Source organism: Lysobacter sp. P5_B9, assembly GCF_054049835.1.
In genome coordinates this window covers 1-25,973 of record NZ_JBFULP010000007.1, presented here as the reverse complement: position 1 = coordinate 25,973, position 25,973 = coordinate 1, and the positions used below count along the sequence as shown (strand labels likewise).

Sequence of the window (25,973 nt, the reverse complement as noted above, 5' to 3'; positions counted from 1 at the left end):
ATGTCCGCGCCCTCCTGGACTTGCAGACCGATGAAAAAAACCACCCTGCCCGTTGCCCTGATCCAGGAACGCAACCATGGCGATGCGGATGCCAACCTGTCGGTGATCGAGGCCCGCGTCGCCGAGGCGGCCAAGCGCGGCGCACGCCTGGTCCTGCTGCAGGAACTGCATAACGGTCCGTACTTCTGCCAGCACGAGTCGGTGAGCGAATTCGACCTGGCCGAAACCATTCCGGGCCCCAGCACCGAACGTCTGGGCAAGCTGGCGAAGCAGCATGGCGTTGTGCTGGTCAGTTCGCTGTTCGAGAAGCGCGCCACCGGCCTGTACCACAACACCGCCGTGGTCTTCGAGAAGGACGGCTCGACCGTTGGCAAGTACCGCAAGATGCATATTCCGGACGATCCGGGTTTTTACGAGAAGTTCTATTTCACGCCGGGCGACATCGGCTTCGAGCCGATAAATACCTCGGTGGGCCGACTTGGCGTCATGGTGTGCTGGGATCAGTGGTATCCCGAAGGCGCGCGCCTGATGGCGCTGGCTGGCGCGGAGTTGCTGCTATACCCGACCGCGATCGGTTGGGATCCCGAAGACGAGCAGGCCGAGAAGGATCGCCAGCGCAACGCCTGGATCCTCAGCCATCGGGGCCATTCCGTCGCCAATGGCCTGCCGGTTCTGTCGTGCAACCGCATCGGGCATGAAGCCTCGCCGTTGGGGACGTCGGGAATCCAGTTCTGGGGATCCAGCCATGTGCTGGGACCGCAGGGCGAATTCCTCGCCGAAGCCAACCAGAACGAGCCGGAAATCCTCATGTGCGAAGTCGACATGGAGCGCAGCGAGCACGTCCGCCGCATCTGGCCCTTCCTGCGCGACCGCCGTATCGACGCATACGGCGACCTGCTCAAGCGGTACCGGGACTAGACCCCGCCAGCGTGACCCGCCAGCGGGCGGCCTTCCTTCGTCCGACGAACGGCAGACATAAAACGATCGGTCGTGCTATTTTCCCGGCATGACCAGCCTGACCGCCACCAGCAAGGGCGCCGCCACCCGCGACGCGATCATCGAGCGGGCCTACGAGATCGCCCGTTTTTCGGGCGTGGAAGGGCTTTCGATCGGCCCCCTGGCGCAGGCGGTCGGGATGTCGAAGAGTGGCGTTTTCGCCCATTTCGGCTCGCGTGAGGACCTTCAGCTTGCCGTGATCGAATCGGCGGCCACCCGCTTCGCCGGGGCGGTCCTGCTCCCAGCCCTATCGCAGCCGCGCGGTTTGCCGCGCCTGCGCGCGGTAATGCACCACTGGTTCGAATGGGTGCGCGGCAATTCCGGCGGATGCGTACTGCTGGGCTCGGTGACCGAGTACGACGACCGTCCGGGCGTGCTGCGCGACCACGTGCTGCTCAACGAACAGCGCTGGCGTACCGAACTGCGCCGCGCCATCCAGCTCGCCATCGACTGCGGTCACCTGCGCGATGGCGACACCGACCAGTACGCGTTCGAGCTCTATGCCATCCCCCTCGCCGTTCACCACGAATCCGGGCTGTTCGGCTACGAACAGGCCCGTCGCCATGGCGACACCGCCGTCGAGCGCTGGATCGCCAATCACTCCCCCACTGCCTGATCGCTGATGAGGTGCCCCATGCCTGCTTCCTTGTCCAAAATTAGCACGACCGTTCGCACCGCCGTTCCGCTTTACGCGTTGCGGCTCGAGTTTCTCCTGGGCGGCCCGATTGCCCCCGAGGCCATGGCCCGCAGGGCCGGCGAACTATTCACGCGCCCGTTCCGCTCCGCACGCGAGCGGGCATTGGTTGCACCGACCCTCGGCGCGGCCGAACTCGAACTCAACGTCGATGGCACGCCGATCCATGCCTATGTGTGGGGTGATCCCAGCAGGCAGCCCTATGTCCTGTTCGCCCATGGCTGGTCGAGCTACGGCACGCGGGTCGCCTCCTGGCTTAAACCGCTCCGGGACGCCGGCTACGCCGTGGTCGCCTTCGACCAGGCCGCGCACGGCCGCAGCGGCGGCACGCACACCACCCTGCCCGATTTCACCTCCCATCTGCTCGCGGTGGGCCACCACTTTGGCCCGGCGGCCGCCGTCATCGGGCATTCGCTTGGCGGCGCGGCGACCGCGCTTGCGCTGGCACGCGGACTTGAGGCGCAACGCGCCGTGCTGATCGCACCGGCAGCGGACCCGCTTGCGGCCGTAGAACGCTTTTCCCGTTTCGTCTGGCTCGCGGGTTCCGTCGGGCGACGCATGTTTGCGGGTTTCGAGCAGGCCATGCAGTTCGACGCCGGCGAGCTGCAGGCGCACAACAACGCACCGAAAATCGCGCGGCCGGCGCTGATCGTGCACGACGTGGAGGACCGCGAAGTCCCGTGGTCGGAAGGCGAGCGCTACGCGCGGTTCTGGCGCGATTCACGCCTGTTGAGCACCCGTGGCCTGGGCCACAACCGCGTCGTCGACGACGCCGGCGTCATCGCCGCCACGCTGCGCTTCCTGCGGGGAGAAGCGGTTGGCGACCGCGTCGTTTCCAGCCCCAACCTGCCCTACGGGTTTGCCTGAACCGTTCGGCACGGAATGCCGGCGCGGCACCGGGCACCGCTGCGCCGGAACGACTATGCTGCGCGACCACCGGGAGAATCCCGGCGTTCCGCAGCAAGCCGACCCATCGATGACCGCTGAAACCCTCTCAACGACCGAAAATTTCCTCGCCACGCAGCCGCATGCCATCGTCGAACGCGACGGCGTGCGCTACACCCTCCTCGGCACCGCGCATGTCTCACGCGCCAGTGTCGACGCGGTGAAGGAAGCCGTCGGCAGCGGACGCTTCGATGCCGTCGCGGTCGAACTCGATCCGCCGCGCCTGCAGGCGCTGACCGATCCCGAAGCGCTGGCCAAGCTCGACCTAATCCAGGTGATCCGCACCGGGCGCGTGGCGATGTTCGCCGCCAACCTGGCATTGTCCGCCTACCAGCGCCGCCTCGCCGAGCAGCTCGGCATCGAGCCCGGCGCCGAACTCAAGCAGGCGGTGCTGGAAGCACGCGAGCGCAACCTGCCGGTACACCTGATCGACCGCGAAGTCGGCCTTACCTTCAAGCGCGCCGCGGCGAAGCTGGGGTTCTGGGGACGCATGAAGCTGGGCAGCGGCCTGGTGACCGGCCTGTTCGCCAATGAAGAGGTTGGCGCGGAGGAAATCGAGAAGCTCAAACAAGGCGACATGCTCGAGGCGAGCTTCAGTGAATTCGCCAGCAGCAGTCCCGAGCTGTACGAGGGCGTGATCGCCGAGCGCGACCGCTACATGGCCGCGCGCCTGCGCGAAACGCATGGCGATGCGCGTGAAGTGCTTGCCGTCGTCGGCGCCGGTCACCTGCAAGGCCTGGCACGGCACCTGCGCGAGGAAACACGCGACCCGGCGGCCATCCGCGAGGAACTGGAAGTCGTGCACCGCAAGAGCAAGGTGCCGTGGTTCACGCTGGTGTTGTCAGCGATCCTGCTGGCCGGTCTGGTCTGGGGCTTCAGCCACGGCGGCCTGAAGGTAGGCACCGACGTGCTGTTGCAGTGGATCGCGATCACCGCGAGCCTCACCGCCGTAGGCTGTGCGCTTGCCGGCGGCCACCCGCTGAGCATCCTCGCCGGCGCCGCCGCGGCCCCGTTCAAGCCGTTCCGGCCCGCGATGCCGTCTGGCGCCTTCAGCGCCCTGGTCGAAGCCCGACTGCGCAAGCCGACTTACGCCGACTTCCTCGCGTTGCGTGAGGATGCCCAGACGCTGCGCGGCTGGTACCGCAATCGCGTCTCGCGGGTGCTGCTCAACTTCATGCTGACCTGCTTCGGCACGATCGCGGGCGAGTGGATCGGCCTCGCGCGCATCCTGGGCAGATTCGTTGGATGAAGCCAGGACGGCGGACGAATCCGCCGTTCCTTCGGGCACCCAAGGCAAGACCAGCCCCTGCAGTTCTGCAGCTGGGCGTTGTCCGCAGCGTCCTTGCTCCCCCTATCAATGCGCCTCCATCGACGGGGCGCGCGGTGCGCAGCACGAAGCCCGGCTGAGGCGCAGCGCATCGGCCAGCGCGTCTGCATGTCTTCGTAACCTGGCCTGTGATGAGCACAGCCATCTGTCACCTCGATCGGGTGACTGCGGGAATTACGACCGCCTGATGCGAACGGGGCGGAACCGCATCAGCGGAACCGCCCCGTGATGCACGCCTAGTCGACGTTGATCGCGGCGACCGAAGCGCCCGGCACCGAAACATCCGACTTGCCGCGGGCACGCTGGATGACGCGGGTCGTACCGGCGCGCAGGTCGTCGAGGATCGCGTAGATGGTCGGCAGGAACAGCAGGCTGACGATCGTCGAGAACGCCAGTCCGCCGGCTATGGCACGCGCCATCGGGAAGTAGGCCGGGCCATTGCCGCCCATCTGCGTGCCGCCGATCGCGATCGGCACCATCGCGAGGATTGCGGTGCCCATCGTCATCAGGATCGGGCGCAGGCGCTCCTTGCTGCCCTCCACCAACGCCTCCGTGCGCGACATGCCACGCCGGCGCAGGTTGTTGATGTGCTCGATCATCACGATGCCGTTGTTCACCACCACGCCCATCAGCACCAGGATGCCGATGAAGGCCATGATGTTGAATTCGGTATTGGTGATCCAGAACAACCAGAACACGCCGAACACCGAGAACAGCACGCCGCTCATGATCGCCGATGGGAACAGCAGCGACTCGAACACCGCCGCCATCACGATGTAGATCAGGACCAGGGCGATGCCGAGGTTGAACAGCATCTGGCCCATTGCCTCATCGTCGTCACCGAAACCGCCGCCCTCGAAGGTGTAGCTGTAGCCGGCCGGGAACGATATCGACTTCAGCGTGTCCTCGATGGCCTTGCGCGCCTCGGGCATGGTCACCTTGTCCGGCAAGCCTGCCGTGATGGTCAGCGTGGTCTGGCGGTTGGCGCGCTTGATCGAAGTCGCGGCCGGCGTGACCTTGACATCCACCATGGCCAGCAACGGCACGTTGCGGCCGTCCGGCGCACGCACGGTGAACGAGGCGATGTCCTCGACGCCGTAATTGTCCGCACCGGCAAAGCGCACCCACACCGGCACCTCGTTCTCGCCACGGCGGAACTCGCGCAGCGGCGCGCCACGCAGGGCCAGGCCCACGAACTGCGACACCTGCTGCGCGCTGAAGCCGAAGGCCGCCGCACGCTCGCGGTCGACGCGCACGTTCAGTTCGCTGTTGGTATCGCCGATATCGACGCGGACATCACGCAGCTCCTTGCGCTTGGACAGGATGGGCACCAGGTCGCGGCCGAGTTCCGACAGTGTCTCGGTCGAGTCGCCGACCAGGTATACCTGCGCCTTCTGGCCCGGCCCGCCACCTCCACCCGGACCTCCCTGGTCGCCCGCGCCGATGGTGGCGCGCGCCGACTTGGGCAGTTCCTTGCTGATGGCGTCCACCAGCGGCTTGATCGAACCGGCGTCGTCGGCGAACGTGACGCGCGTTCCCGCAAAGCCCTGCTCGCTGTACCAGGAATAGATCTGCTCGATGTGGAAGCGCTTGCGGTTGGCGTCGAAGAAGTTCTCGACCCGCAGCACTTCGTCCGACATCTGTTCCTTGGTGTAGCTGCCGTTCCACTGGTAGTAGAACTCGGTTTCCTTGCCTTCCTCGCCGCCGAACATGTTGACCTTGGTCAACTTCATCGGCACGAAACTCACCGCGATGATCAGCAGGATGCCCAGGATGCTCTTGCCACGATGTTCCAGCGTCCAGCGCAGCAGTCCGGCGTACTTGCGCTGCATGCGCGGGATCAGGCCGCCGTCGCCCTTAACCGCCGGCGGCGTCTTCAGCCGCGCGGAGATCATCGGGATGAGGCTCACCGCCACCAGCCACGAGGACAACAGCGACACCGAGATGGTGATCGCGATCTGCGCCATGTAGATGCTGAGGAAGTTGCGCTCGCCGAAGAGGTTGGGCACGAACACGATGCAGTGGCACAAGGTGCCCGCCGACAGCGCGATTGCGACGTGGCGCGTGCCCAGGATCGAAGCCAGGCGCGGCTGGCCGGGCATGCGCTCGCGTTCCTGGTAAATGCTCTCCACCACGACCACGGCGTTGTCGACCAGCATGCCGACCGCCAGCAGCAGGCCCATCATCGACAGGATGTTCAGTGTGACGCCGGCGAAGTACATGAAGCCCAGCGTCATCACGAAGCAGATCGGGATCGCCAGGGTCACCATCAGCGTCGACGGCCAGTGGCGCAGGAAGAAGAACAGCACCGCGATCGACAGGATCAGGCCGATGCCGCCCGCTTCGGCGAGCTCCAGCAGCGACGTGGTGACGTTGTCGCCCTGGTCCTCGATGATCTTGACCTGGATGCCGGCCATCACCGGTTCCTTGCGGATCCGGTTCACTTCGGCCAGCGCGTTCTTCGACACATCGACCAGGTTGGCGTTGCGCTCCTTGAAGATGTCCAGGCCCACGGCAGGGTGTCCGTCCAGGCGCCGGCCCATGTCCATGCGCGCCGGCTTCAGCCGCACCTGTGCGATGTCGCCCAGGCGCACGCCGCTGGTGACCACCACGTCGCGCAGCTGCTGCAGGTCGGTCAGCTCACCGACCGGCTGCACCCGCAACCGGCGCCCACCGTCTTCGATCTCGCCCGCGGAGACCGAGAAGTTCAGCGCCTGCAGGCTCTTGGTGAGGTCGTTGAGGCCGATGTTGTGCGCGGTCAGGCGATCCGGCTCGATCGCGATCTCGACCTCGTTGGCCGGCGCACCGGAAATCTCCACCCGCGCCACGCCCGCGATGCGCTCCAGCGGCCGCTTGAACTCGCGCTCGATCAGGTCGTAGGCGCCGACGAGGTTCTGCGACTCGCTGGCCAGGCGTACGCGCAGTACGGGCTGGTCGGTAGTGGAGAACTTCAGCACGAAATAGCGCTGCAGGTCGTCCGGCAGGTCGTCGCGGATCGCATCGATTCGCTCGCGCGCCTCGGAGGCAGCGATGGCGACATCGCGTTCCCAGTCGGTGAACTGCATGAACACGGTGGCGCCGTCGGCCTTGGCTTCTGACTCGATGCGCTTGATGCCGCTCATGGTCGACATCGCTTCCTCGACCGGACGCAGCACGTTGCGTTCGACTTCCTCCGGCGTGGAGCCGGCATAGGGAATCTGGACGAAGATGAAAGGCGGCGAGACCTCGGGGAAGGCCTCGAGCGGCAGGCGCACCGCCGCTATGAGGCCCACCACGAACAGCGATATGAAGAACATGATCGCCGTAACGGGCCGCTTGATGCTGAGCTCGGCGATACTCATGCGGATGTGCTCCCCTGCGCCAGGCGGACGATGGTTCGATCGGCAATGGCGAAGGAAATCATCCTGCAGCCTCCGGATCGGCATCGATGGCGGCGGTCACTTCGGCCTTCTCGCGCCGCGCGCGCAGGCCGCGTTCGCGGTAATACTCATCGGCGCGGCGATCCAGCAGGTCGTACACCACCGGGATCACCACCAGCGTCAACATCGTCGAGACCAGCAGGCCGCCGATCACCGTGATCGCCATCGGCGAGCGCACTTCCGCGCCCTCGCCAAGGGCCAGCGCCAGCGGCAGGAAGCCGAACAGGGTGCAGGTCGTGGTCATCACGATCGGACGCAGGCGCGAACGCGCGCCCTCGACCAGCGCATCGCGCTTGGCCACGCCTTCCTCGCGCAGCTGGTTGACCTTGTCGATCAGGATGATCGCGTTCTTCACCACCAAGCCCACCAGCAGGATCAGGCCGATGAACACCACCACCGACACCGGCGAGCGGGTCAACAGCAGCGCCAGCACCGCACCGACCAGGGCCAGGGGGATGGTGAACAGGATGACGAACGGATGCAGCAGCGATTCGAACTGCGATGCCATCACCAGGTAGACCAGGAAGATCGCGAGGCCGAACGCGAACATCAGCGACTTGACCGACTGGTCCAGCTCTTCGCCCTGGCCACCGATATGCATGCGCACGTCGGCACCCAGCGGTTGCTTCTCGACCATGTCCTGCACTTCCTGGACGGCGCCGCCCAAGTCGATGTCGCGCAGGTTGGAGGAGACGATCGCCACGCGCTCCTGGTCGGCACGATGGATCTCGCTCGGACCGGTGGTGGCGATGACATCGGCGACGGAATCGAGCGTAACCTGGCGCGCGCTGCCTGGATTGACGATCAGGTGGCGGATGCTCTCGACCGATTCACGATCCGCTTCCCGGGCGCGCACCAGCACGTCGATCTTGCGGTCGCGGAAGCTGTAGCGCGTGGCGACGTCGCCGCGCACCTTCTTCACCACCACGTCGGCGATCTGGCGCGTGGTCAGGCCCAGCGAGGCCGCGCGGTCCTGGTCGAAACGGATCTGGATTTCAGGGAAGCCCTGCTCCACCGTCGACTTCACGTCGGCATAGTGCGGGTTCTTGCGCAGCATCGCCGCCATCTGCTGGCCGGCCCGCGCGATCGTTGCCTGGTCGGCACCGCGCAACTCGATTTCGAGCGGTGTGGAGAAGCTGAAAAGCTCGGGACGGGCGAAGTTGACCTGGGCGTTTGGATGCCCGGACATGGTTTCCCGCAGGCGCTCGGTTTCGACCACTTCGGTTTTCGGACCGCCTGCTCCAACCATTCGCAGCAATTTGGTGGCGACGCCGTCGGGCCGCATCACGATCGTCAGCTTGCCGATGTTCTCGCCGCTCTCGGTGGGATTGGCATCCAGTCGCGTGCCGCTACCGCTCACGCCGTACAGCACCGAGATGCCGTCGTCCTTGGCGTGCTGGCGCTGCAGTTCGCGCACCAGTGCATCGGTGTCGCGCAACGGCGTGCCGGGCGGCAGCTTGACGGTCATTTCGAAGCGGTCCTGCGCCAGCTGCGGAATCAGGTCGGCGCCGAGCATCGGCACCACCAGCAGCGTGAGCGCAAACACGATGGCGGCCGAACCCAGCACCAGCCAGGGACGGCGCAGCGCCGCCGGCAGCAGCTTGAGGTAACCGCTTTCGGCGCGATGGTACGGCGCCATCGACAGGTCGCTGGCCTTGCGCATGATCGGACCGACGACGGCACTGAGGCCGCGCCAGGCCCGCACGACGAGCCATGCGATGCCGAAGAAGCCACCACGCGAGGCGGCCCCGATGCCGTGCTCCACTGCCGCTACCGGCTTGAGCACGCGCGACGCGGGCGTCCACTTCGGATGCGGCGCCTCTTCCGGGAAGGACATCGGCGCACGTCCCTTGAGCGCGCTCAGCATCGGGATCAGCGTCATCGCCACGACCAGCGAGATCGCGATGGCGAGTGCCACGGTCAATGCCTGGTCGCGGAACAACTGGCCTGCGATGCCTTCGACGAACACCAGCGGCAGGAACACCGCGATCGTGGTCAGCGTCGAAGCGACCACGGCCATGCTCACTTCGCGGGTTCCCGCGATGGCGGCATCGAGGATGCCCAGTCCGCGTTCGCGCGCCTTGGCGATGGATTCAAGCACCACGATCGAGTCGTCGACGACCAGGCCCGTAGCTAGCGCGAGGCCGCCCAGCGACATCACGTTGAGGCTCAGGTCGAGCTGTCCCATGAAGAAGAACGTCGCGATGATCGAAACAGGCAGCGACAGGCCGATGACGAAAGTGCTCCAGCCATCGCGCAGGAACAGAAAGATGATCAGGATCGCGAGGAAGCCGCCGATCACGGCATCCCACTTGACGTCGCTGATGGCGTGGCGGATGAACTGCGATTGGTCGTCGATGGTGGTCAGTTCGACGTCGGCCGGAATCTGGTCCTTGATTTCCTTCAGCTTGGCCTCGATGGCGTCGGCCGTGGCTACGGTATTCGCATCACCTTCCTTGTAGATAGCGAGTTCGACCGTTTCCTTGCCACCGAGGCGGATGATCGCTTCGCGTTCCTTGTAGCCCTGGCGGATGTCGGCGATGTCCTTGAGCCGGACCGGCATGCCACCGGCCACGGAAGAGGAACTCGACGAGTTCGCGCTCTGCACCGACTGCGCGGCCGCCATGGCCGCCGCATTGCCGGTAGCTGCGGCAACGCGCGCCATCTCCGCGGCCGCATTGGCCGCGGCACCGGCGCCGGCGGCCTGCGTCGTCACCAGCATCTCGCGGATTTCGTCGATGGTGGCGAACTGGTTGACGGTACGCACGAGGTAACGCTGCGTACCTTCTTCCAGGCGGCCGCCGGAGATGTTGATGTTTTCCTGCTGCAACCGCTGGATCACGGTGTCGATGGGCAGGTTGAGCTGGGCGAGCTTCTGCTGGTCGATGTCGACCTGGATTTCGTCTTCCAGGCCACCACCGATCTTGACGGCGGCGACGCCATCGACGGGCTCGAGCTTCTTCTTGAGGTCTTCGTCGGCATAGCGGCGCAGCGAGGTCAGCGCCCGGATCGAGTCGCCATCCTGCTTGGAGGTAAGCGCGAGGCGGAGTACCGGCTCGGTCGACGGATTGAAGCGCAGCAGCACCGGCTTCTTGGCTTCCAGCGGCAGTTGCACGACTTCCATCTTGTCGCGCACCTCCAGGCTGGCCTGGTCCATGTCGGTGCCCCAGGCGAACTCGAGCACCACGTCGCTCTGGCCGGTGCGCGATACGGACTTGAGCTTGCGCAGGCCCTTCACCACGCCGACGGCTTCCTCCACCGGCTCGCTGATCAGGGTTTCGATTTCAGTCGGCGCCGCGCCGGTGTACTCGGTGCGCACCGTCAGCGTGGGATAGCTGAGGTCAGGCAGCAGGTTGACCTTGAGGCCGAACAGCGCGATCACGCCGAACAGCACGAAGGTGAGCGTCACCATCGCCACGGTGACGCGGCGACGGGTGGCGAACTCGATCAGGCCGGATGAGGCTTGGGATGTGTGGCTCACGTGAAGCCTCCGGCTCAGCGCTGCGCTGTAGCGGTGGCGGGCGCGGCGGTCTGGTTCTTCGCGCCCGGCTGGCCGATCACCTGCACTTCGGTGCCGTCACGCAGCGCGCTCTTGCCTGCGATCACGACCTGGTCGCCCTGCTTGATGCCGCTGCGCACTTCGGCCCATTCGCCATCCATGTAGCCGAGCTTGACCGGGACGCGAGCGCTCTTCTTGTTGCGCACCACGAACACGGCCGGATCGCTTTCGTCCTCGAGCAGCGCGGCGCGCGGGACCACGAGGGCATCGGCGCGCTGGTCGTAGTCGATCTTGATGCGGCCGAACATGCCCGGACGCAGCTGGTTGCCGTCAGCGAAAGTGCAGACGACACGGAACGTGCCGCTGCCCGAATCCACCACCGGCGCCACGCGGTCGACGGTGCCGGCAAAGCCCTTGCCCGGCAGGGCGTCGACCGCGAGCTGCACCGGCAGCCCGGCCTTCAGCGTGGCCAGTTCGCGCTCGGGCACGTTGAGCACGGCCTCCAGGCGCGACACATCGACGATGCGCAAGATCGGGGTGTTGATCTGCACGAAATTGCCGGACTTGATCGAACGCGAAGCGATCACGCCGGAGATCGGCGCCGTGACGTTGGCGTAGGCAAGTTCGAGGTTCGCGGCCTTGTTGGCGGCGCTGGCGTTCTCGAGGTCGTAGCGCAGCAGGTCGATGTCGTTGGCGCTCATCAGCTTCTGGTCGCCCAACTGCTTGGAACGGGCGTAGTTGGCTTCGAGCTTGCGCAGCTGGGCGGCGCTCTGGGCGGCGATCAGGGCGGTGCGGGCCGAATCCAGGCGGACCAGGGTCTGGCCGGCGTGGACGTACTGGCCTTCCTCGACCAGCACCTGCAGGGCGACGCCCGAGACCTTGGCGATGACCTGGGCCTCGGCGCGGGCTTCCAGGGGCGCGGTGCCGGTGTAGCTGGCCGCCACGGCGCGGCGCGAGGCCTGCGCGACTTCGACCGGGACCGCTTCCGGGCCCTTCTTCTTCGGATCCTTGCCATCGGCGGCCGCTTCTCCAGCACCACCTCCCTTGCAGGCGGACAGGGCCAGCATCCCGGTCACGAGAAGGCTGGCAAACACGGTGGGTACGCGGCTGAGTGGGGTCTGGCGCATGGAATCGGTCCCTGGGGGCAAGCGGTTAATTGCGGGTTTCCGGCTGTTTTGCTGGCTGTATGCCGGTGTTGTACATAGGTATATCACCTACCTTAACGCCAGCCATCCGCCGAAGGTCATGGTGACTGCCGCCACGGCTTTCGCGCGGCCGCTGGTCGGCCGTAACTTGGCCTCCACTTCGGCGTGGCGGCTGCTACATGGATGCAGGATGGTGCACGCGGGTTGCACTGATTCGATGCGGATTCCGGCGCCCGATTGGTATGTACGTTTCTTCGGGAGGGGACGGCCCGCTATACTTTCCGACTTGTGCGCGCCCCCGGGACAACGGATCGGCCGCAATACCTGCTTCACAACGCAGCCCTTCAACAACTCAGCCCTTCGAGAGTGCGGATTACATGATGCGACCGCTGATGATCGCCGCCTGCCTCGCCCTGACTACGGCCGTCGCTTTTGCCGACGAACCGAAGCAGGAGCCGGCCGCCACCACCACCGCGGCAACGCCCGCACCCGCCGCCACGGCCGCCCCGGCTACCCCAGCCATCAAGGGCGATTCCGCCGCCGGCAAGCAGCTCACCTACACCTGCCAGGGCTGCCACGGCATCACCGGATACAAGAACGCCTACCCGAGCTATCACGTGCCCCGTCTCGGCGGTCAGTCCGAGCAGTACCTGCTCAATGCGCTGGGCGAATACAAGAAGGGAACGCGCAAGCACCCGACGATGCAGGCCCAGGCGCAGAGCTTCTCTGACCAGGACATCGCCAACATCGCCGCCTACCTCTCGACCATCAAGTGAGCAGACACCCCATGACGAAGAAGATTCTCGCCATCGCCCTGCTCACCGCGGCCGTCGCCCTGGCTGGCTGCAGCAAGTCCGAAGAAGCCGCCGAAGGCGCCGCTGAAGCGGGCGAGCATGAAGCCAGGTCGTCGTCCGCTGGCCTGCCCGCCGGTAACATTGCTGCCGGCGAAACGCTCGCCAGCACCAAGAACGCCAAGACCGGCCAGGCCTGCGTCGATTGCCACGGTGCCGAAGGCAATGCGCCCATCGATGCGTCCTATCCGAAGCTGGCCGGCCAGTACGGCGACTACATCGCCCACTCGCTGCAGGGCTACCGCGATGGCAAGCGCGAACACGCGCTGATGTCGAGCCAGGCCGCCGGCCTGACCGACCAGCAGATCTCGGACCTGGGCGCCTACTTCAGTTCGCGTACCGGCAACCTGCGCGACCTGCACGGCGTGCAGTAAGCGTCCGGTTGAAGCCAAGCAAAAGGCCCGCATCGCGGGCCTTTTCTTTTTCGGTCGACATCACACACGGGTCACCCGCCCTGCTTCGGCTTCACGCTGCCGTTGTCTTCCTGCAGCTGCGGTTTGAACGGAATATCGGGCGGCGGACGCCCCTCCGCGGGCTGGTCGTTGAGGTTGGGGTCGGAGATGCCGCAACCACCGCCCAGCTGCAGGATCGACACCACGCAGTCGATCTTCTTGTTGGTGCCCGGGATCGGGATCGCCATCTTCTTTATGCCCTTGCGCACCCACTCCGCGAGCAGCGTTTCGCTGGGAATCCAGTACTTGTCGAACGTGGTCGGCTCGTAGCCCGTCGGCTTGCGCTTGAGCCAGGTACCCGAGCGGTCCAGGTCCACGATGCGGTCGTCCAACGTGCCTGGTGGCTGGCCGGTGTTCACCGGTTCCTCGGTCAGCCGAGGCCCGCCCTCGGCGTTGTACAGCCCGAGCGGCTCGCCGCGCTGCCCGCCCGGCACGTTGCGTGTGGAGGCGCCCCAGTCGTCGGCTTTGGCGGGCGTGGGGAAACCGCCGGGCGCCGCTACCGGCTTGGGTCCCCGCCCCGCGCCAGCCGTGGAGGGCGACGTGCCGCCTGGTTGCGCCGGCGTGGGTGCGGTGCCGCTTGCAGCCGGTTTCGGCGCACTACTTGCGCTGGATGCCGGCGCACTACTTGCGGTGGATGCCGGCGCAGTGCCGGATGCGGCGGGATGCGGAGCCGCCGACGTTGCAGCGGACGTCGACGCTGCGGCTGGCGCAGCGGGCGCGGGCACTTCGCGCATGCGCACGCTGGCTTCGGGCGCACGCACGGTCGGTTGTGCGATCGCGGGTGTTGCGACCTTCGGCAACTCCCGGCGCGCGACTGGCGCAGCGACTTCGCGCTGCGCCACCTCGGGAATGCGCGCTTCGATCTGTGGCGCGGTGATCGGTCGCTGCGCCACTTCGCGATGGATCGGCTGCACGGGTTCGGGCACTTCAATGGCGCGTACCGGCGCGGTCGGCATCGCGACTTCGGGCACGGCGATCTGCGCTTGCGCGACGTGCGGCGTCGGCGCGGTCAGCACGAACTCGCTGGCTTCGGGAACAGGCGCACTCACCGCGACGTTCTGCTGCACCGGGGGCGTCGGTGGGAGCTGCGGTTCGGGGACATCACGCTGCGGGACTTCCGGGATGCGTGCTTCGATCGCAGGCGCCGGCGGGGTCGGAACCTGTGTCGCGACGGCTCGTGCTGCCGGCGCGGGAGCTGCTTGCTCCGGAACGGCCGCAGCCTCCGGGGTCTCCTGCGGGGGTTCCTGGCTCTGGCCGCCGCCGACTTCTGCCGGCGTGCCACGGCCGATGAATTCGACCTGCACCACTTCCTCGCCGCGTCGCTTGCTCGCCTCTTCGATGAATTGCAGCTGCGTGTACCAGAACCACAACAGCAGGATGCACAGCACCACGTGCCATACCGCGGTGATTGCGCCGGCGAACCATCGCACCTTGCGGTCTTCCGGCTCGGGCGCATGCCAGTCCTGCCGCCACAGCGTATTGAATGCCTGCCAGCGCGTGAGCTCGCCCATTCGGCGCGGGCGCTCGGCGAGTGGACGCTGCAGGAAGATGTCGACCAGGGCCTGCGCGGTGGCACCGGTGACCGCGCCGACACGCGCCGGCATGGATTCGAACCACTGCTTCCACCCCGGGGGAAATTCACCGGGTGGGCGACGAAGGTGGGAGGGCAGTAACTGCAGCCGCCGCTGCAGAACGAAGATCAGGTCGGCGGCGGTGAACAAGCGCCGCGGTCCCCTCAGGCCGCGTCGCGTGGGATGTAAGGTGCGGCGCCGGTGTCGTGATCGGTCGCGTCACGCACCGCGATCACACCGGGGACCTTTTCCAGCAGGGTCTTCTCGATGCCCTGCTTGAGCGTCACGTCGGCCATGCCGCAACCGTGGCAGCCACCGCCAAAACGCAACACCACCACGCCGTCCGAAGTCACTTCCTGCACCGACACATGGCCGCGATGCTGCGCGAGCTGCGGGTTGATCTCGTTCTCCACCAGCCATTGCACGCGTTCGATCAGGGATGCCGAATCGCCCGGCACCACGCCTTTGATCTTCGGAGCGCGGATCTGCAGCTGGCCGCCGGTGTCGCGGGTTTCATAGTCGATTTCCGCCCCGTCGAGATAACTCACGCTGCCGGCATCGAGCCAGAGGGTGAAGCCCTCGCAATCCACCGCCCATTCGTCGCCCTGCAGGTCCGTGGGCTCGGCAAATTCCAGGCGCACGTCCGCACGCGCGGTACCCGGATTCATTGCCGACAGCCTCACCCCAAGGCCGGGCAGCGCTTCGCGCTCGATCAGCTTGCGGAAGTGAGTCTGGGCGGATTCGGAAATATTGATCATCGGGCTATTCTACCGGGGTCCACGTGGCCTTAAGCCGCCCCGTGCCTACCCTACGACACCGGCCGATGCGTTTTCGTTCAGAACCTTCGTTTTGAAGCGGACGTACCTGCATTCCAGGAAGACTCCCATGAGCGACCTCGTTCCCCTCTCCCAGGCCCATTGCCTGCCCCGCCGCGGCAGCGAACACCGCCTCAGCGCGGCGCGGGTGCGCGAGCTGCTTCCGGAGGTCCCCGGCTGGGAGCTGGTGGAGGATGGCCACGCGATCAACAAGACCTTCGGTTTCAAGAATTACTACGAAACCATGGCCTTCGTGAACGCGCTGGCCTACATGGCCCACCGCGAAGACCACCACCCCGATCTCGGCGTGCACTACAACCGCTGTGTGGTGCGCTTCTCCACGCACGACGTGGGCGGGCTGAGCGAGAACGATTTCATCTGCGCGGCCAAAGCCGAAGCCCTGAAGGGCTAAGCGAGGAACCATGTCCAGCCGGCACTGCTCACCGAAAACCGATGGCGGCAGGGTCCTCCGCGGACCGGGCGCCTGGTGGATGTTGTCCCTGCTCGTCCTGCTGGCTGCCTGCCAGCAAAGCCCGCAGACACAGGAACCTGCGCCGCCGGCACCCACCCCACCGATGGCTCAGGACACGCCGCCACCCGACTACCCTCCGGAATATGCCTGCAAGCGGATCGGCGGCACGGTGGTGCTCGACGTGGCGCTGGCGGCAAACGGTTATCCGGTGAAGATCGACGTCTCCAAGAGCAGCGGCACCAAGGCACTGGACGACCTGGCGGTGACGGCCGTGCACGGCTGGAAGTTCCGGCCTGCCACCGTTCGCGGCAAGCCCGCGCCGAGCAAGGTGCAGGTGCCCGTTACCTTTTCGCCGCCGAATCCGCCGCCGGACGAGTGCAACCAGTACCTGTAGCGGTCCCTGGCCAGGCCCGCGGCCTTCAGGCCAAGCGGTCGAGCACGTCGAGCAATTCCGGCACCAGCGGCGCATTCAACAGATAAGGGGCCTTGCCGCCATCGAGCGCGAATTCGAGCGTCGAGGCATGCAGGAACATCCGTTTCAGGCCGACCTGCTCGCGCAGGCGTTTGTTGGCTTCGGCATCGCCGTATTTGTCGTCGCCCGCGATCGGATGGCCGATGTGCTGCGAATGCACACGGATCTGATGGGTGCGGCCGGTTTCGATGCGCACTTCGCAATAGGACTGCCCGCCGCGGCGTTCCAGCACCCTGAAATGGCTCAATGAGGCCTTGCCGGCGGCATTGACCTGCACGTGGCGCTCGCCGCCCTGGCGCAGGCCGACGTGCAGCGGCGCGTCCACGCTCATCACGCCGTCGGGCATGCGGCCGGTCAGCAGCGCGAGATAGCGCTTGGCGATCCCGCCCTCCTCGCGCATCAGGGCCTGCATCTCGGTGAGGGCCGAACGCTTCTTGGCCATGATCAACAGGCCGGATGTGTCGCGATCGAGCCGGTGCACCAGCTCCAGCGACTGCTCGGGGCGCAGTGCGCGCATGGTCTCGATCGCGCCAAAAGAGATGCCGCTGCCGCCATGGCTGGCGACGCCGGAGGGCTTGTTCAGGGCCAGCAGGCGCGCGTCCTCGAACACGATCGCCGCTTCCATCGCTTTCAGGAAGCCGGTCGGTGGCGTCCCCTTGTCGCTGGGCTCGCCGAGACGGACCGGCGGAATACGCACTTCATCGCCCGCGGCCAGCTTGCGCTCCGCCTTGGCCCGGCCACCATTGACCCGGACCTGGCCCGAGCGCACCAGTTTGTAGACCAGCGAGCGCGGGGCCCCCTTGAGCTGGCCCAGCAGGAAGTTGTCGAGGCGCTGGCCATCACGGTCGTCGGGCACGCGAACGGTGCGCGCGCCCGGGCCGGACGAGGCGGGGGGGTCTGAACGGGTCATAGGATTGGTTGATCTGCTACACTGAGCGCGCGAGATAAGGTTTTGATTTCGCTGGAGTTGCCACAACCCCCGGTCGATCCGGAGGCACGCTTCCAAAAGCCATGCTTTTGAAGGCTTGGGGCCGAAAGCCCCGCTCCTGCGATCCGGTCCGCGCCTGACCACTGCCCTGGGGGCAGCCATGTTAGCAGCGACGGCCCGGCGGAACCGGCTCCCGCCCGGCGGGTCAAACCGCCGTGAGATGAACAACGACCCGTGCGACGGGAGTTGGTAGCGACGCACCGAGGGACGAGCAACAGCGCAATGCCTGGCTCGCCTCCGTACGATCGGTTCCCGCTTCATAGTCGCCGGCCTTAAGGAACAGCAACAAGAAGCGCTCCCGCGGTTTGCCGTGGTGTCGTAGCGCTGGAAATTGAAGCCGACTGCGCGTGCCACGCGCGGTCAAGCAGTTCGGCAGTCGGGCACATCGATGAGATGCAGCCCCGCGCCAGTCGGCTTGCGGTATCCAGAGGCGAAACGCCCACGGCGTTCCGCGCGGCCTGCTTTCGGGCAGGGTGTAGCGCGCGAGGACGCAACAATGAAGCGAATGCTCATCAACGCGACGCAGGCGGAAGAACTGCGCGTCGCCATCGTCGATGGCCAGACCCTGTACGACATCGATATCGAACAGCCGTCGAAGGAACAGAAGAAGTCCAACATCTACAAGGGCAAGATCACCCGACTCGAGCCCTCCCTCGAAGCCGCCTTCGTCGATTACGGCGCGGAACGCCACGGCTTCCTGCCGCTGAAGGAAATCTCCCGCGACTATTTCCAGCCGGGCGTCGACCACAATAAGGCCGGCCTGAAGGAACTGCTGCGCGAAGGCCAGGAAATCGTCGTCCAGGTCGACAAGGAAGAACGCGGCAACAAGGGCGCGGCCCTGACCACGTTCATCTCGCTGGCCGGCCGCTACATGGTGCTGATGCCCAACTCGCCCACCGCCGGCGGCGTCTCGCGCCGCATCGAGGGTGACGATCGCGCCGCGCTCAAGGAAGCGATGGACAAGCTCACCATCCCCGACGACATGGGGGTGATCATCCGCACCGCCGGCGTCGGCCGCGATGCCGAAGAGCTGCAGTGGGACCTCGATTACCTGCTGCAGGTATGGAAAGCGGTCGCCGAAGCCGCGCTGACCAAGCCGTCGCCGTTCCTGATCTACGCCGAATCGCGCCTGATCATCCGCGCCCTGCGCGACTACATGCGCCCGGACATCGGCGAGATCCTCGTCGATACGCCCGAGATGTACGCCGAGGCCCGCGAGTTCGTCGAACAGGTGATGCCGCACAACCAGCGCAAGCTGAAGCACTACACCGACGACACGCCGCTGTTCAACCGCTTCCAGATCGAATCCCAGATCGAGAACGCGTACGAACGCGAAGTACGCCTGCCCTCCGGCGGCGCGCTCGTGATCGACCAGACCGAAGCCCTGACCGCGATCGACGTCAACTCGGCGCGCGCCACCAAGGGCGGCGACATCGAGGAAACGGCGTTCCACACCAACCTGGAAGCGGCCGAAGAAGCCGCCCGCCAGCTGCGCCTGCGCGACCTCGGCGGCCTGGTGGTGATCGACTTCATCGACATGGCCTCGAACAAGCACCAGCGCGAGGTCGAGAACCGCCTGCAGAACGCCCTCAAGCAGGACCGCGCCCGCGTCCAGCTCGGCCGCATCTCGCGCTTCGGCCTGATGGAGATGTCGCGCCAGCGCCTGCGTCCGTCGCTGGGCGAATCCAGCCAGATCGTGTGCCCGCGCTGCGAGGGCCATGGCCGCATGCGCAGCGTGGAATCACTGTCGCTGTCGATCCTGCGCCTGGCAGAAGAACACGCGATGAAGGAGAACACCGGCCAGGTGCTGGTGCAGGCTCCGACCGAGATCGCCAATTACCTGCTCAACGAAAAACGCCGCGCACTGAGCGAGATCGAAAAGCGCCACGACTCGCCGATCGTGATCGTCGCCGACGAGCAGCTGCACACGCCGCACTACGAAGTCACCCGCATCCGCGAAAACGAACTCGGCGAAGAGTCGAGCAAGCCCAGCTACCACCGCGGCACCCCACGCAAGCTGCCGACGCATGCGCTGACCAAGGCCCACCTCAACATCCCCGACCTGCCGGTCGTCACCAACGTCAGGCCGGCCTCGCCCGCGCCGCTGCGCGAACCGCGTGAACCGCGCGAGGCGCCGGTTGCGGCAGTGGTTGCAGCTCCAGCGCCGGTGGCCGCACCGGTGCAGTCGGTCGGCATCGTCGAACGCATCCTCGGCTTCTTCCGCGGCAGCAAGCCGATCACGGTTGAACCGACGCGGGCCGAGCGCGCCGCACAGGGCCGTCCGCAGGAGGGTCGCGGCGATCGCGGTAGCCAACGTCGCGATGAACGCCGCGATGGCCAGGGTCGCGATGGCCGCAATGCCAAGCAGGGACGCGACGGCCGTCGCGACGAGCAGCGTCGCGAAGAGCGCCGTGCCCAGCCGCAGCAGCAGCAACAGCAGCCCAAGCAGCAGAAGCAACAGCAGCCCCAGCAGCAGAAGCAGCAACCGCAACAGCAGCCGAAGCAGAACGCGCCGCGTCAGCAGACCGAGGAGCGCGCGCAGACGCAGGCCCCGCGTCCGCCCCGCGAACAGCAGCAGCCCAAGCCGCAGCAGCCCAGGCAGGAGGCCGTCCAGCCTGAAACCGCTACCGGTGCCGCAACGCCTGAACTGGTGAATGTCGCGCCCGTGATCGCGGTCGCCAGTGCCGCGACGATCGCTGCCGACACCGTGACCACCGCTCCGGTGGAGACGGGTGCACCTGCCCCAATCGAAGCGGGCACGACTGCTGCCGGTAGCGAAGCCGCCGCCGAAGGCGCGGGCCGCCGTCGTCGTGGCCGTCGTGGTGGTCGCCGCCGTCGTCGCGGTGGTGGCGCCGCTGAAGCCGGTGCGAGTTCCGCAGGCGACGCGCTGCAGGATGAAATGATGGCAGGCGACGACTTCGACGCCGACGATGGCGACGACATCGCCGCCGACGGCGACGAACCGACCCCGGTCACTTCGGTGGACCGTGCCCAGCCCGAGTTCGAGTTCGACGACATCGCGCCTGCCAAGCCCGCCAAGCCGGCTCAGACCGCTCAGACGCAGGCGGCCCTGGCCGTGGCGCCTCTCGCTGTCGCGGTTGCCCATGCCATCGACGCATTGCCCACAACACCAGCGCAAAAGACCCCGGCCGACTCCGCCGCCGAGGCCATCAGCGAGGCGCCGCCGACACTGCAGGCCAGCGGTACCGGCGGGACGGGCGAAGTACCGGCCGGCGCCGGGCAACCCGCGGTCGTCGTCCGCGACGAGGTCGTCGAACCCGTGGTCGTCCCGACGCCCGAGTCGGTTGAACCCGAAATCGTCACCGACACCGTTGTCGACGTCGTCGAATCGACGGATGACGCGAGCGCCGTCACCAACACGCTTCCTGGCGACAGCGGCCATGTGGTTGCCAACGTCAGCGCCGAAGTCGAACCCGCCTCGACGCCGGCACTTGGCATCGACGAGGACGAGTCCGCCGGTGCCGCCTCGCAATTGCCGGTGGAAGAACTGCCACGCACGGCGGGCCTGTTCGACGACGTGCCGCAGCCGATCGCACTGCCTCCGGCTGACGCCGCGGCCAGGGCGATCGAGCAGGAAGGTGGCGAACAGCGCATCTGAGCGCTGCCGCCAGGTTCAACAGAAACGGCCGCTCATCGCGGCCGTTTCTTTTTATGGATCACGGCGCGTCCTAGAACGGCAGGGCTGGATCAAGCAGACCGTGCTGCTTCAACATGCGCACCAGCGCCACCGTGTCGCCGATCCCGAGCTTGTCGAACAGCCGCGATTTGTGGGTGTTCACGGTCTTGGGACTCAGGCTCAATCGCTGTGCGATTTCGTTCTGGCGGATGCCCTGCGCCAGCAGCAGGCCGATTTCGAGCTCGCGCGCAGTGAGGCTGTCGATCGGCGTCGCACTGCCGACGACTCCGGACAGTGCGATGCCCCGCGCGACGGCATGGGCGAGATAGCGCTTGCCGCGTGCGACTTCGCGAATGGCATCCAGCAGTTCGTGCGCATCCCCGGCCTTGCCCACGTAGCCCGACGCACCCGCTTCGAGCAGCCTTCGCGGCATCGGCCCGTCCTCGAGCACCGACACGATGATCACGCGGGGACCATGCCCGCCACGCGTCAGGCGCTCGGTGACCTCCAGGCCGCTCAGTCCCGGCAGGTGCAGGTCGCACAAGACAATGTCCGGCCTGAGTCGCCTGATCAGCGGCAAGGCCGCCTCGCCGGTATCGACTTCCCCGATCACTTCGATGTCGGTCTGCGCCGACAGCATCAGGCGCATGCCCGCGCGTACCAGCGCGTGGTCGTCCACGATGAAGACCCGAATACCCATCCTTGTCCTTCCTTGGTTGAAACTCCTTGCGGCCGAGGCTAGCGGGCACGACACGCCCGTGCAACCACCGCGACCGGTCGCCATGGGCGCGTGGAAGACACGGATTCCGTGACTTTTTGTTGCAAACTGCAGGCTCGTCCAACATTCCGCCCGCCATGCGCCCTCACCTCCTCCCTGTCGTCGTTGCCTGCATCCTTGCCCTGCCCGCCTGCGCGCATCCCGCCCAGGAAGCCGCGGCGCCCAACTCCCCCGCGGCCAAAAGCTGGCTGGCCGATGTCGGCGCCATCGCGGATGCCGACGCTACCGCCGGACGGCGCAACGCGATTGCAAGGCGCCTGGACACGCTCGGCATCAAATGGCGTAACAGCCCGTTCGAGATCGAGGGCCAGCACGGCACCAACATCCTCGCCGACGTCGCCGGCGACAGCGCAGCGCCGCTGCTCCTGCTGGGCGCGCATTCGGACCAGGTGAGCAAGGGCGAAGGCGCTACCGACAACGCTTCCGGCAGCGCGACCGTGCTTGCGCTGGCAGAGCGCCTCAAGGCCAGGCCGCTCGCCCACCATCGCGTTGCGATCGCATTCTGGGATCTCGAAGAAAAAGGGCTGCTCGGCTCCAAGGCCTTTGTCGCCGACGGCAGCGTCAAACCCGCGCTATACGTCAACTTCGATGTCTTCGCCTGGGGCGACACGGTATGGATGATGACGCCCGACACCGACGACAGCCTGGCCAACGCAAGCCGCCAGGCTGCAAGTGCGAACGGATTGAAGCTCGCCGCGGGCGAGCACTACCCGCCCACCGATCACCTCGCCTTCCTCAAGTCAGGCTGGCCGGCGGTTTCCTACTCACTCGTCGGCGGCGACGAGATCACGGCAATACTGGCCGCCTATGACGGCAAGAAGCTGACGTCCGTGCCGAAGGTGATGCAGGTCATCCACACCGATGGCGACACGCTGGCACAAGTGGACGCCAATGCAGCGGCGCACGGCGTCGACGCGGTGGAAGCCGCCCTGCGCCGCTGGGATGCGGACGCCACGGTCGCGCCCGCCACCTCGCAATAGGGCGGCTCAGCGCAGCAGCAGCTTGAGCATCTTCGCCGGGAAGCCGACATAGGGCGGCTTCAATTTGTCCGACAGCGTCCAGCGCGCCTGCCGCAGGATCGGCATGGCCTTGCTGAACGTGATGAAGCCATCATGGCCGTGGTAATGGCCCATGCCACTGGCACCCACACCGCCGAACGGCAGGTTGCTGCAGGCGTATTGCAGCAGCGTCTCGTTGACGCAGACACCGCCGGCGACGGTGTTGCCGAGCAGCCGCTCGATCTCGGCGCTGTCGTGGCCGAAATGGTAGAGGGCGAGCGGGCGATCGTGGGCGTTGATGTAGTCGATCACTTCATCGAAGTGGCGATAGGTGCGGATCGGCAGGATCGGCCCGAAGATCTCGTCCTGCATGACCTTGGCGTCGTCGCCCGGTTCGATCACCAGGGTGGGCGGAAGTAGCCGCCTTGCCTCGGCGCGCTGGGCGTCCTTCAACTCCACCAGCGGCATTACTTCCAGGCCGCGTTCGCGGGCGTCATCCAGGTAGCCACGCAAGCGACGGTAGTTGGGCTCGTTGATGATCGTCGTGTAGTCGGACGTGCTTTCCAGGTCCGGATAGCGCGACGCCACTTCCCGGCGCAAGGCCTGCACGAACTCGTCGCGGCGCGCGTGCGGCACGAGCACGTAGTCGGGCGCGATGCAGGTCTGTCCACCATTGAAGAGCTTGCCGGTGGTGATGCGCGCGGCGGTCGTATCCATCGGCGCATCCGAACCGATCACCGCAGGCGACTTGCCACCCAGTTCCAGCGTCACCGGCGTCAGGTTCGGCGCGGCCGCGGCCATGATCTTGCGCCCCACCGACGTCGAGCCGGTGAACATGATGTGGTCGAACGGCAGCGCCGCGAACGCCGCGGCCACGTCGGCGCCGCCCAGGGCCACGGCGACGCGGTCGGGGGGGAACACTTCGGCCAGCAGTTCGCCCAGGAACTGGTTGGTGCGGGGGTTGTACTCGGAAGGCTTCAGGTAGACATGGTTGCCAGCCGCGATGGCGGTCGCCAGTGGCACCAGTGAGATGTTGACGGGGTAATTCCACGGCCCGATCACGGCGACGACGCCCAGCGGCACATGCCGTACCTGCGCGCGCGCGGGCCACAGGCGCCAACCGACGCCGCGGCGTTGCGGGCGCATCCAGCGGCGCAGGTTCGCGATCATGTGGTCGAGTTCGGCCAGCACCGTCATGCCATCGGCCAGCAGGCTTTCATGCGTGGAGCGATGGCCAAAATCGGCGCTGACCGCAGCCGCCATTTCGTCGAGGCGCGCGTGGAATGCCTTGCGCAGGCGTTGCAGGTCATCGCGACGCTGCTGGTAGTCCGGGCGCTGCTTCAACCACGCCTGACGCAGGCGGTGCAGTGTCGGCGCGAGCTCGGAGACAGGGGTGGTGGCGGCGATGTCCATGACGGCAATCCGGGGGGTAGCTACGCCGGAGTATGGCCGAGAAGCGATCACTGCGCAGCCGCATCCATCAGGACGCATCCATCAGGAACGGCGCCGGGATGTCATGGACCAGACCACCGCCGCCCAGCCCCAATGTGCCGACGCGTAACCCGATCGAGCATGGAGCCAACGGCATGCGCCGCCGGATTCAGCTAATGCAGCAATCCGTCGTTGTCACACCAATATCGGACACGCTCCGCCACCGCTTCCCAATGCGGGCAGGTGGGGCTGCGCAATCGTTCCCAGGTTGCCGCCAGGGCCGGTTCGACCTGGTCCCAGTCGCCGCGCGAACACTCTTCATGTGCGACACGAAGAACGGCATTCAAAAGGACTTCATCTCGGTGCGTTGACATGTACGCCATGACTCATTGCCTCTGCAGGGAATGCATCTGTACTGCGCTGTCCGCGGACATTCAACAGATGCAGCGGCCGGAAACTGAACGGCTCAGGTGGAGCACGCCAGAAAATTTGGCGTCAGCGGCGCGCTACAGAGGTCCTGCTCTTTTCCTCGTTCTCGACCATTCCTCTTTATTCAATAAAGAAAGGCAGCTTTCTGGAGTCGACTATCGAACGTACCCGGCGGACACGATTGGGACAGAGGCACTAACCTGCTTCCTATGTGGAGTTACGCGAAACGGATCAATGCGCAGCGATGTAGATGTCACGCAACACATCTCGCTCGAGCGCGAGTTCGTCGAGCCGGTTCTTGACGATGTCGCCCAGGCTGACGATGCCCACGAGCACATCGTTGCTGATCACGGGCAGATGACGCAGGCGTGCGTGCGTCATCATCGACATTGCCTGTTTGAGGCTGGTGTCCGGCGCGATGCTTTCGATGGCACTCTTGATGATCTGGCTCAAGGGGCGTCTGCCCGCCTGCGTGCCATCTTCAGCCACAGCGGCCACGATGTCCTGCTCGGATATCACGCCCACTGGATGCGAACCGCGGGTAACGACCAGCGCGGCAATCTTGTGGGTCGTCATCTTCTGGGCTGCCGCGCCGATTGTGTCGCCGACATCGATAGTGACCACGGCGCCCGACTTGGACTTCAGTAGTTCTTGAATCTTCATGACGAATAATCTCAGGGGTTGATCAGGCTGCGTCCACCAGGACCAGCCCACAGGTTGAGGGTGGAACTCCACACCATCGACATGGCGGAACGGACGGCCTTCGCTGCAAGTTCGCCGTCGACGGTGCGTCAAAGTTTGCGTTGCCAAGCCGGAGCACTAGTCCAATGGGCGTTACAAACTGTTGCGCCGTTAACAACGCCGTGTGCATTGGTCGAGAAAACCGGGCGGATGGCTGTGAGCGCTTGTTCCTAGCGCGCTATTGATTCACCCGTGATCATGGATGCTTGCCGAAGCGTGCTTTCAAGGCTGCGGCGATGGCTTTCTCCTTGCCATTGCGGGCAAGCTCCGTGATGTCTTGCCCGTCCTTCAACGGGTGCTTGCTGAGGTATTG

At 66.1% G+C, this 25,973-nt stretch carries 18 protein-coding genes and 1 pseudogene; 10 read left to right on the top strand and 9 right to left on the bottom strand.

Annotated features, from left to right (window positions below; all coding sequences use genetic code 11):
* Positions 1-30: 30 nt before the first annotated feature.
* The 4 genes from ACXJJ9_RS13895 (at position 31) to ACXJJ9_RS13880 (ending at position 3,884) form a co-directional block, all read left to right on the top strand.
* A complete protein-coding gene (locus ACXJJ9_RS13895) occupies positions 31-918 on the top strand; it encodes a carbon-nitrogen hydrolase (RefSeq protein ID WP_457097742.1) in 888 nt (295 codons plus the stop codon).
* An 88-nt stretch (positions 919-1,006) separates the two neighbouring features.
* Positions 1,007-1,612, top strand: coding sequence for a TetR/AcrR family transcriptional regulator (locus ACXJJ9_RS13890; RefSeq protein ID WP_457097741.1), 606 nt, complete (start codon positions 1,007-1,009; stop codon positions 1,610-1,612).
* Positions 1,613-1,735: 123 nt separating this feature from the next.
* The gene (locus tag ACXJJ9_RS13885; RefSeq protein ID WP_457097740.1) at positions 1,736-2,557 is read left to right on the top strand and encodes an alpha/beta hydrolase; all 822 of its coding nucleotides are present in this window, start codon (positions 1,736-1,738) and stop codon (positions 2,555-2,557) included.
* Positions 2,558-2,666: 109 nt separating this feature from the next.
* Positions 2,667-3,884 (top strand): TraB/GumN family protein, encoded by a 1,218-nt coding sequence (locus ACXJJ9_RS13880; protein WP_457097739.1) that lies wholly within the window; start codon positions 2,667-2,669, stop codon positions 3,882-3,884.
* Positions 3,885-4,198: 314 nt separating this feature from the next.
* Here the strand turns inward: ACXJJ9_RS13880 and ACXJJ9_RS13875 are convergent, their stop codons facing one another.
* Genes ACXJJ9_RS13875 through ACXJJ9_RS13865 form a run of 3 tightly spaced genes read right to left on the bottom strand, consistent with a single transcriptional unit; the run spans position 4,199 to position 12,007 of the window.
* Entirely contained in the window at positions 4,199-7,303 is a 3,105-nt protein-coding gene (locus ACXJJ9_RS13875; protein WP_457097738.1) for an efflux RND transporter permease subunit, read from the bottom strand.
* A gap of 58 nt (positions 7,304-7,361) precedes the next feature.
* Complete coding sequence (locus tag ACXJJ9_RS13870; protein WP_457097863.1) at positions 7,362-10,880, bottom strand: efflux RND transporter permease subunit; 3,519 nt, start codon at positions 10,878-10,880, stop codon at positions 7,362-7,364.
* A complete protein-coding gene (locus ACXJJ9_RS13865; RefSeq protein WP_457097737.1) occupies positions 10,877-12,007 on the bottom strand; it encodes an efflux RND transporter periplasmic adaptor subunit in 1,131 nt (376 codons plus the stop codon). The genes ACXJJ9_RS13870 and ACXJJ9_RS13865 overlap by 4 nt, the downstream gene beginning before the upstream one ends.
* 398 nt (positions 12,008-12,405) lie before the next feature.
* Here ACXJJ9_RS13865 and ACXJJ9_RS13860 point away from each other — a divergent pair, with 398 nt between their 5' ends.
* Both ACXJJ9_RS13860 and ACXJJ9_RS13855 read left to right on the top strand, forming a co-directional pair.
* On the top strand, positions 12,406-12,801 hold the full coding sequence (locus tag ACXJJ9_RS13860; RefSeq protein WP_457097736.1) for a c-type cytochrome: 396 nt from the start codon (positions 12,406-12,408) through the stop codon (positions 12,799-12,801).
* 11 nt (positions 12,802-12,812) lie between these two features.
* Positions 12,813-13,250, top strand: coding sequence for a c-type cytochrome (locus ACXJJ9_RS13855; RefSeq protein WP_310052566.1), 438 nt, complete (start codon positions 12,813-12,815; stop codon positions 13,248-13,250).
* Positions 13,251-13,321: 71 nt separating this feature from the next.
* Here the strand turns inward: ACXJJ9_RS13855 and ACXJJ9_RS13850 are convergent, their stop codons facing one another.
* Positions 13,322-14,932, bottom strand: a complete 1,611-nt coding sequence (locus ACXJJ9_RS13850) for a hypothetical protein (RefSeq protein ID WP_457097735.1) — start codon at positions 14,930-14,932, stop codon at positions 13,322-13,324.
* Positions 14,933-15,063: 131 nt separating this feature from the next.
* Positions 15,064-15,657, bottom strand: a complete 594-nt coding sequence (locus ACXJJ9_RS13845; RefSeq protein WP_457097734.1) for an NfuA family Fe-S biogenesis protein — start codon at positions 15,655-15,657, stop codon at positions 15,064-15,066.
* Between the two features lie 127 nt (positions 15,658-15,784).
* Between ACXJJ9_RS13845 and ACXJJ9_RS13840 the strand changes: the two genes are divergently transcribed.
* Positions 15,785-16,126 carry a 4a-hydroxytetrahydrobiopterin dehydratase gene (locus tag ACXJJ9_RS13840; protein WP_457097733.1) on the top strand — a complete coding sequence of 114 codons (342 nt, stop codon included), beginning with the start codon at positions 15,785-15,787 and terminating at the stop codon, positions 16,124-16,126.
* Positions 16,127-16,205: 79 nt separating this feature from the next.
* The gene (locus tag ACXJJ9_RS13835; RefSeq protein ID WP_457097732.1) at positions 16,206-16,580 is read left to right on the top strand and encodes an energy transducer TonB; all 375 of its coding nucleotides are present in this window, start codon (positions 16,206-16,208) and stop codon (positions 16,578-16,580) included.
* A 25-nt stretch (positions 16,581-16,605) separates the two neighbouring features.
* Here ACXJJ9_RS13835 and ACXJJ9_RS13830 read toward each other — a convergent pair whose 3' ends face one another.
* On the bottom strand, positions 16,606-17,568 hold the full coding sequence (locus ACXJJ9_RS13830; RefSeq protein WP_457097731.1) for an RluA family pseudouridine synthase: 963 nt from the start codon (positions 17,566-17,568) through the stop codon (positions 16,606-16,608).
* Between the two features lie 583 nt (positions 17,569-18,151).
* Between ACXJJ9_RS13830 and rne the strand changes: the two are divergent.
* Positions 18,152-20,704, top strand: a pseudogene (rne, locus tag ACXJJ9_RS13825) (ribonuclease E); the annotation flags it as partial.
* 631 nt (positions 20,705-21,335) lie between these two features.
* Here rne and ACXJJ9_RS13820 read toward each other — a convergent pair.
* Entirely contained in the window at positions 21,336-21,983 is a 648-nt protein-coding gene (locus ACXJJ9_RS13820; protein ID WP_457097730.1) for a response regulator, read from the bottom strand.
* A 155-nt stretch (positions 21,984-22,138) separates the two neighbouring features.
* Between ACXJJ9_RS13820 and ACXJJ9_RS13815 the strand changes: the two genes are divergently transcribed.
* Positions 22,139-23,041 (top strand): M28 family metallopeptidase, encoded by a 903-nt coding sequence (locus ACXJJ9_RS13815; RefSeq protein ID WP_457097729.1) that lies wholly within the window; start codon positions 22,139-22,141, stop codon positions 23,039-23,041.
* A 6-nt stretch (positions 23,042-23,047) separates the two neighbouring features.
* Here the strand turns inward: ACXJJ9_RS13815 and ACXJJ9_RS13810 are convergent, their stop codons facing one another.
* Positions 23,048-24,472: a coniferyl aldehyde dehydrogenase gene (locus tag ACXJJ9_RS13810; RefSeq protein WP_457097728.1), complete on the bottom strand. Its 1,425-nt coding sequence runs from the start codon at positions 24,470-24,472 to the stop codon at positions 23,048-23,050.
* 678 nt (positions 24,473-25,150) lie between these two features.
* The gene (locus ACXJJ9_RS13805; protein WP_457097727.1) at positions 25,151-25,582 is read right to left on the bottom strand and encodes a CBS domain-containing protein; all 432 of its coding nucleotides are present in this window, start codon (positions 25,580-25,582) and stop codon (positions 25,151-25,153) included.
* Positions 25,583-25,973: the final 391 nt, after the last annotated feature.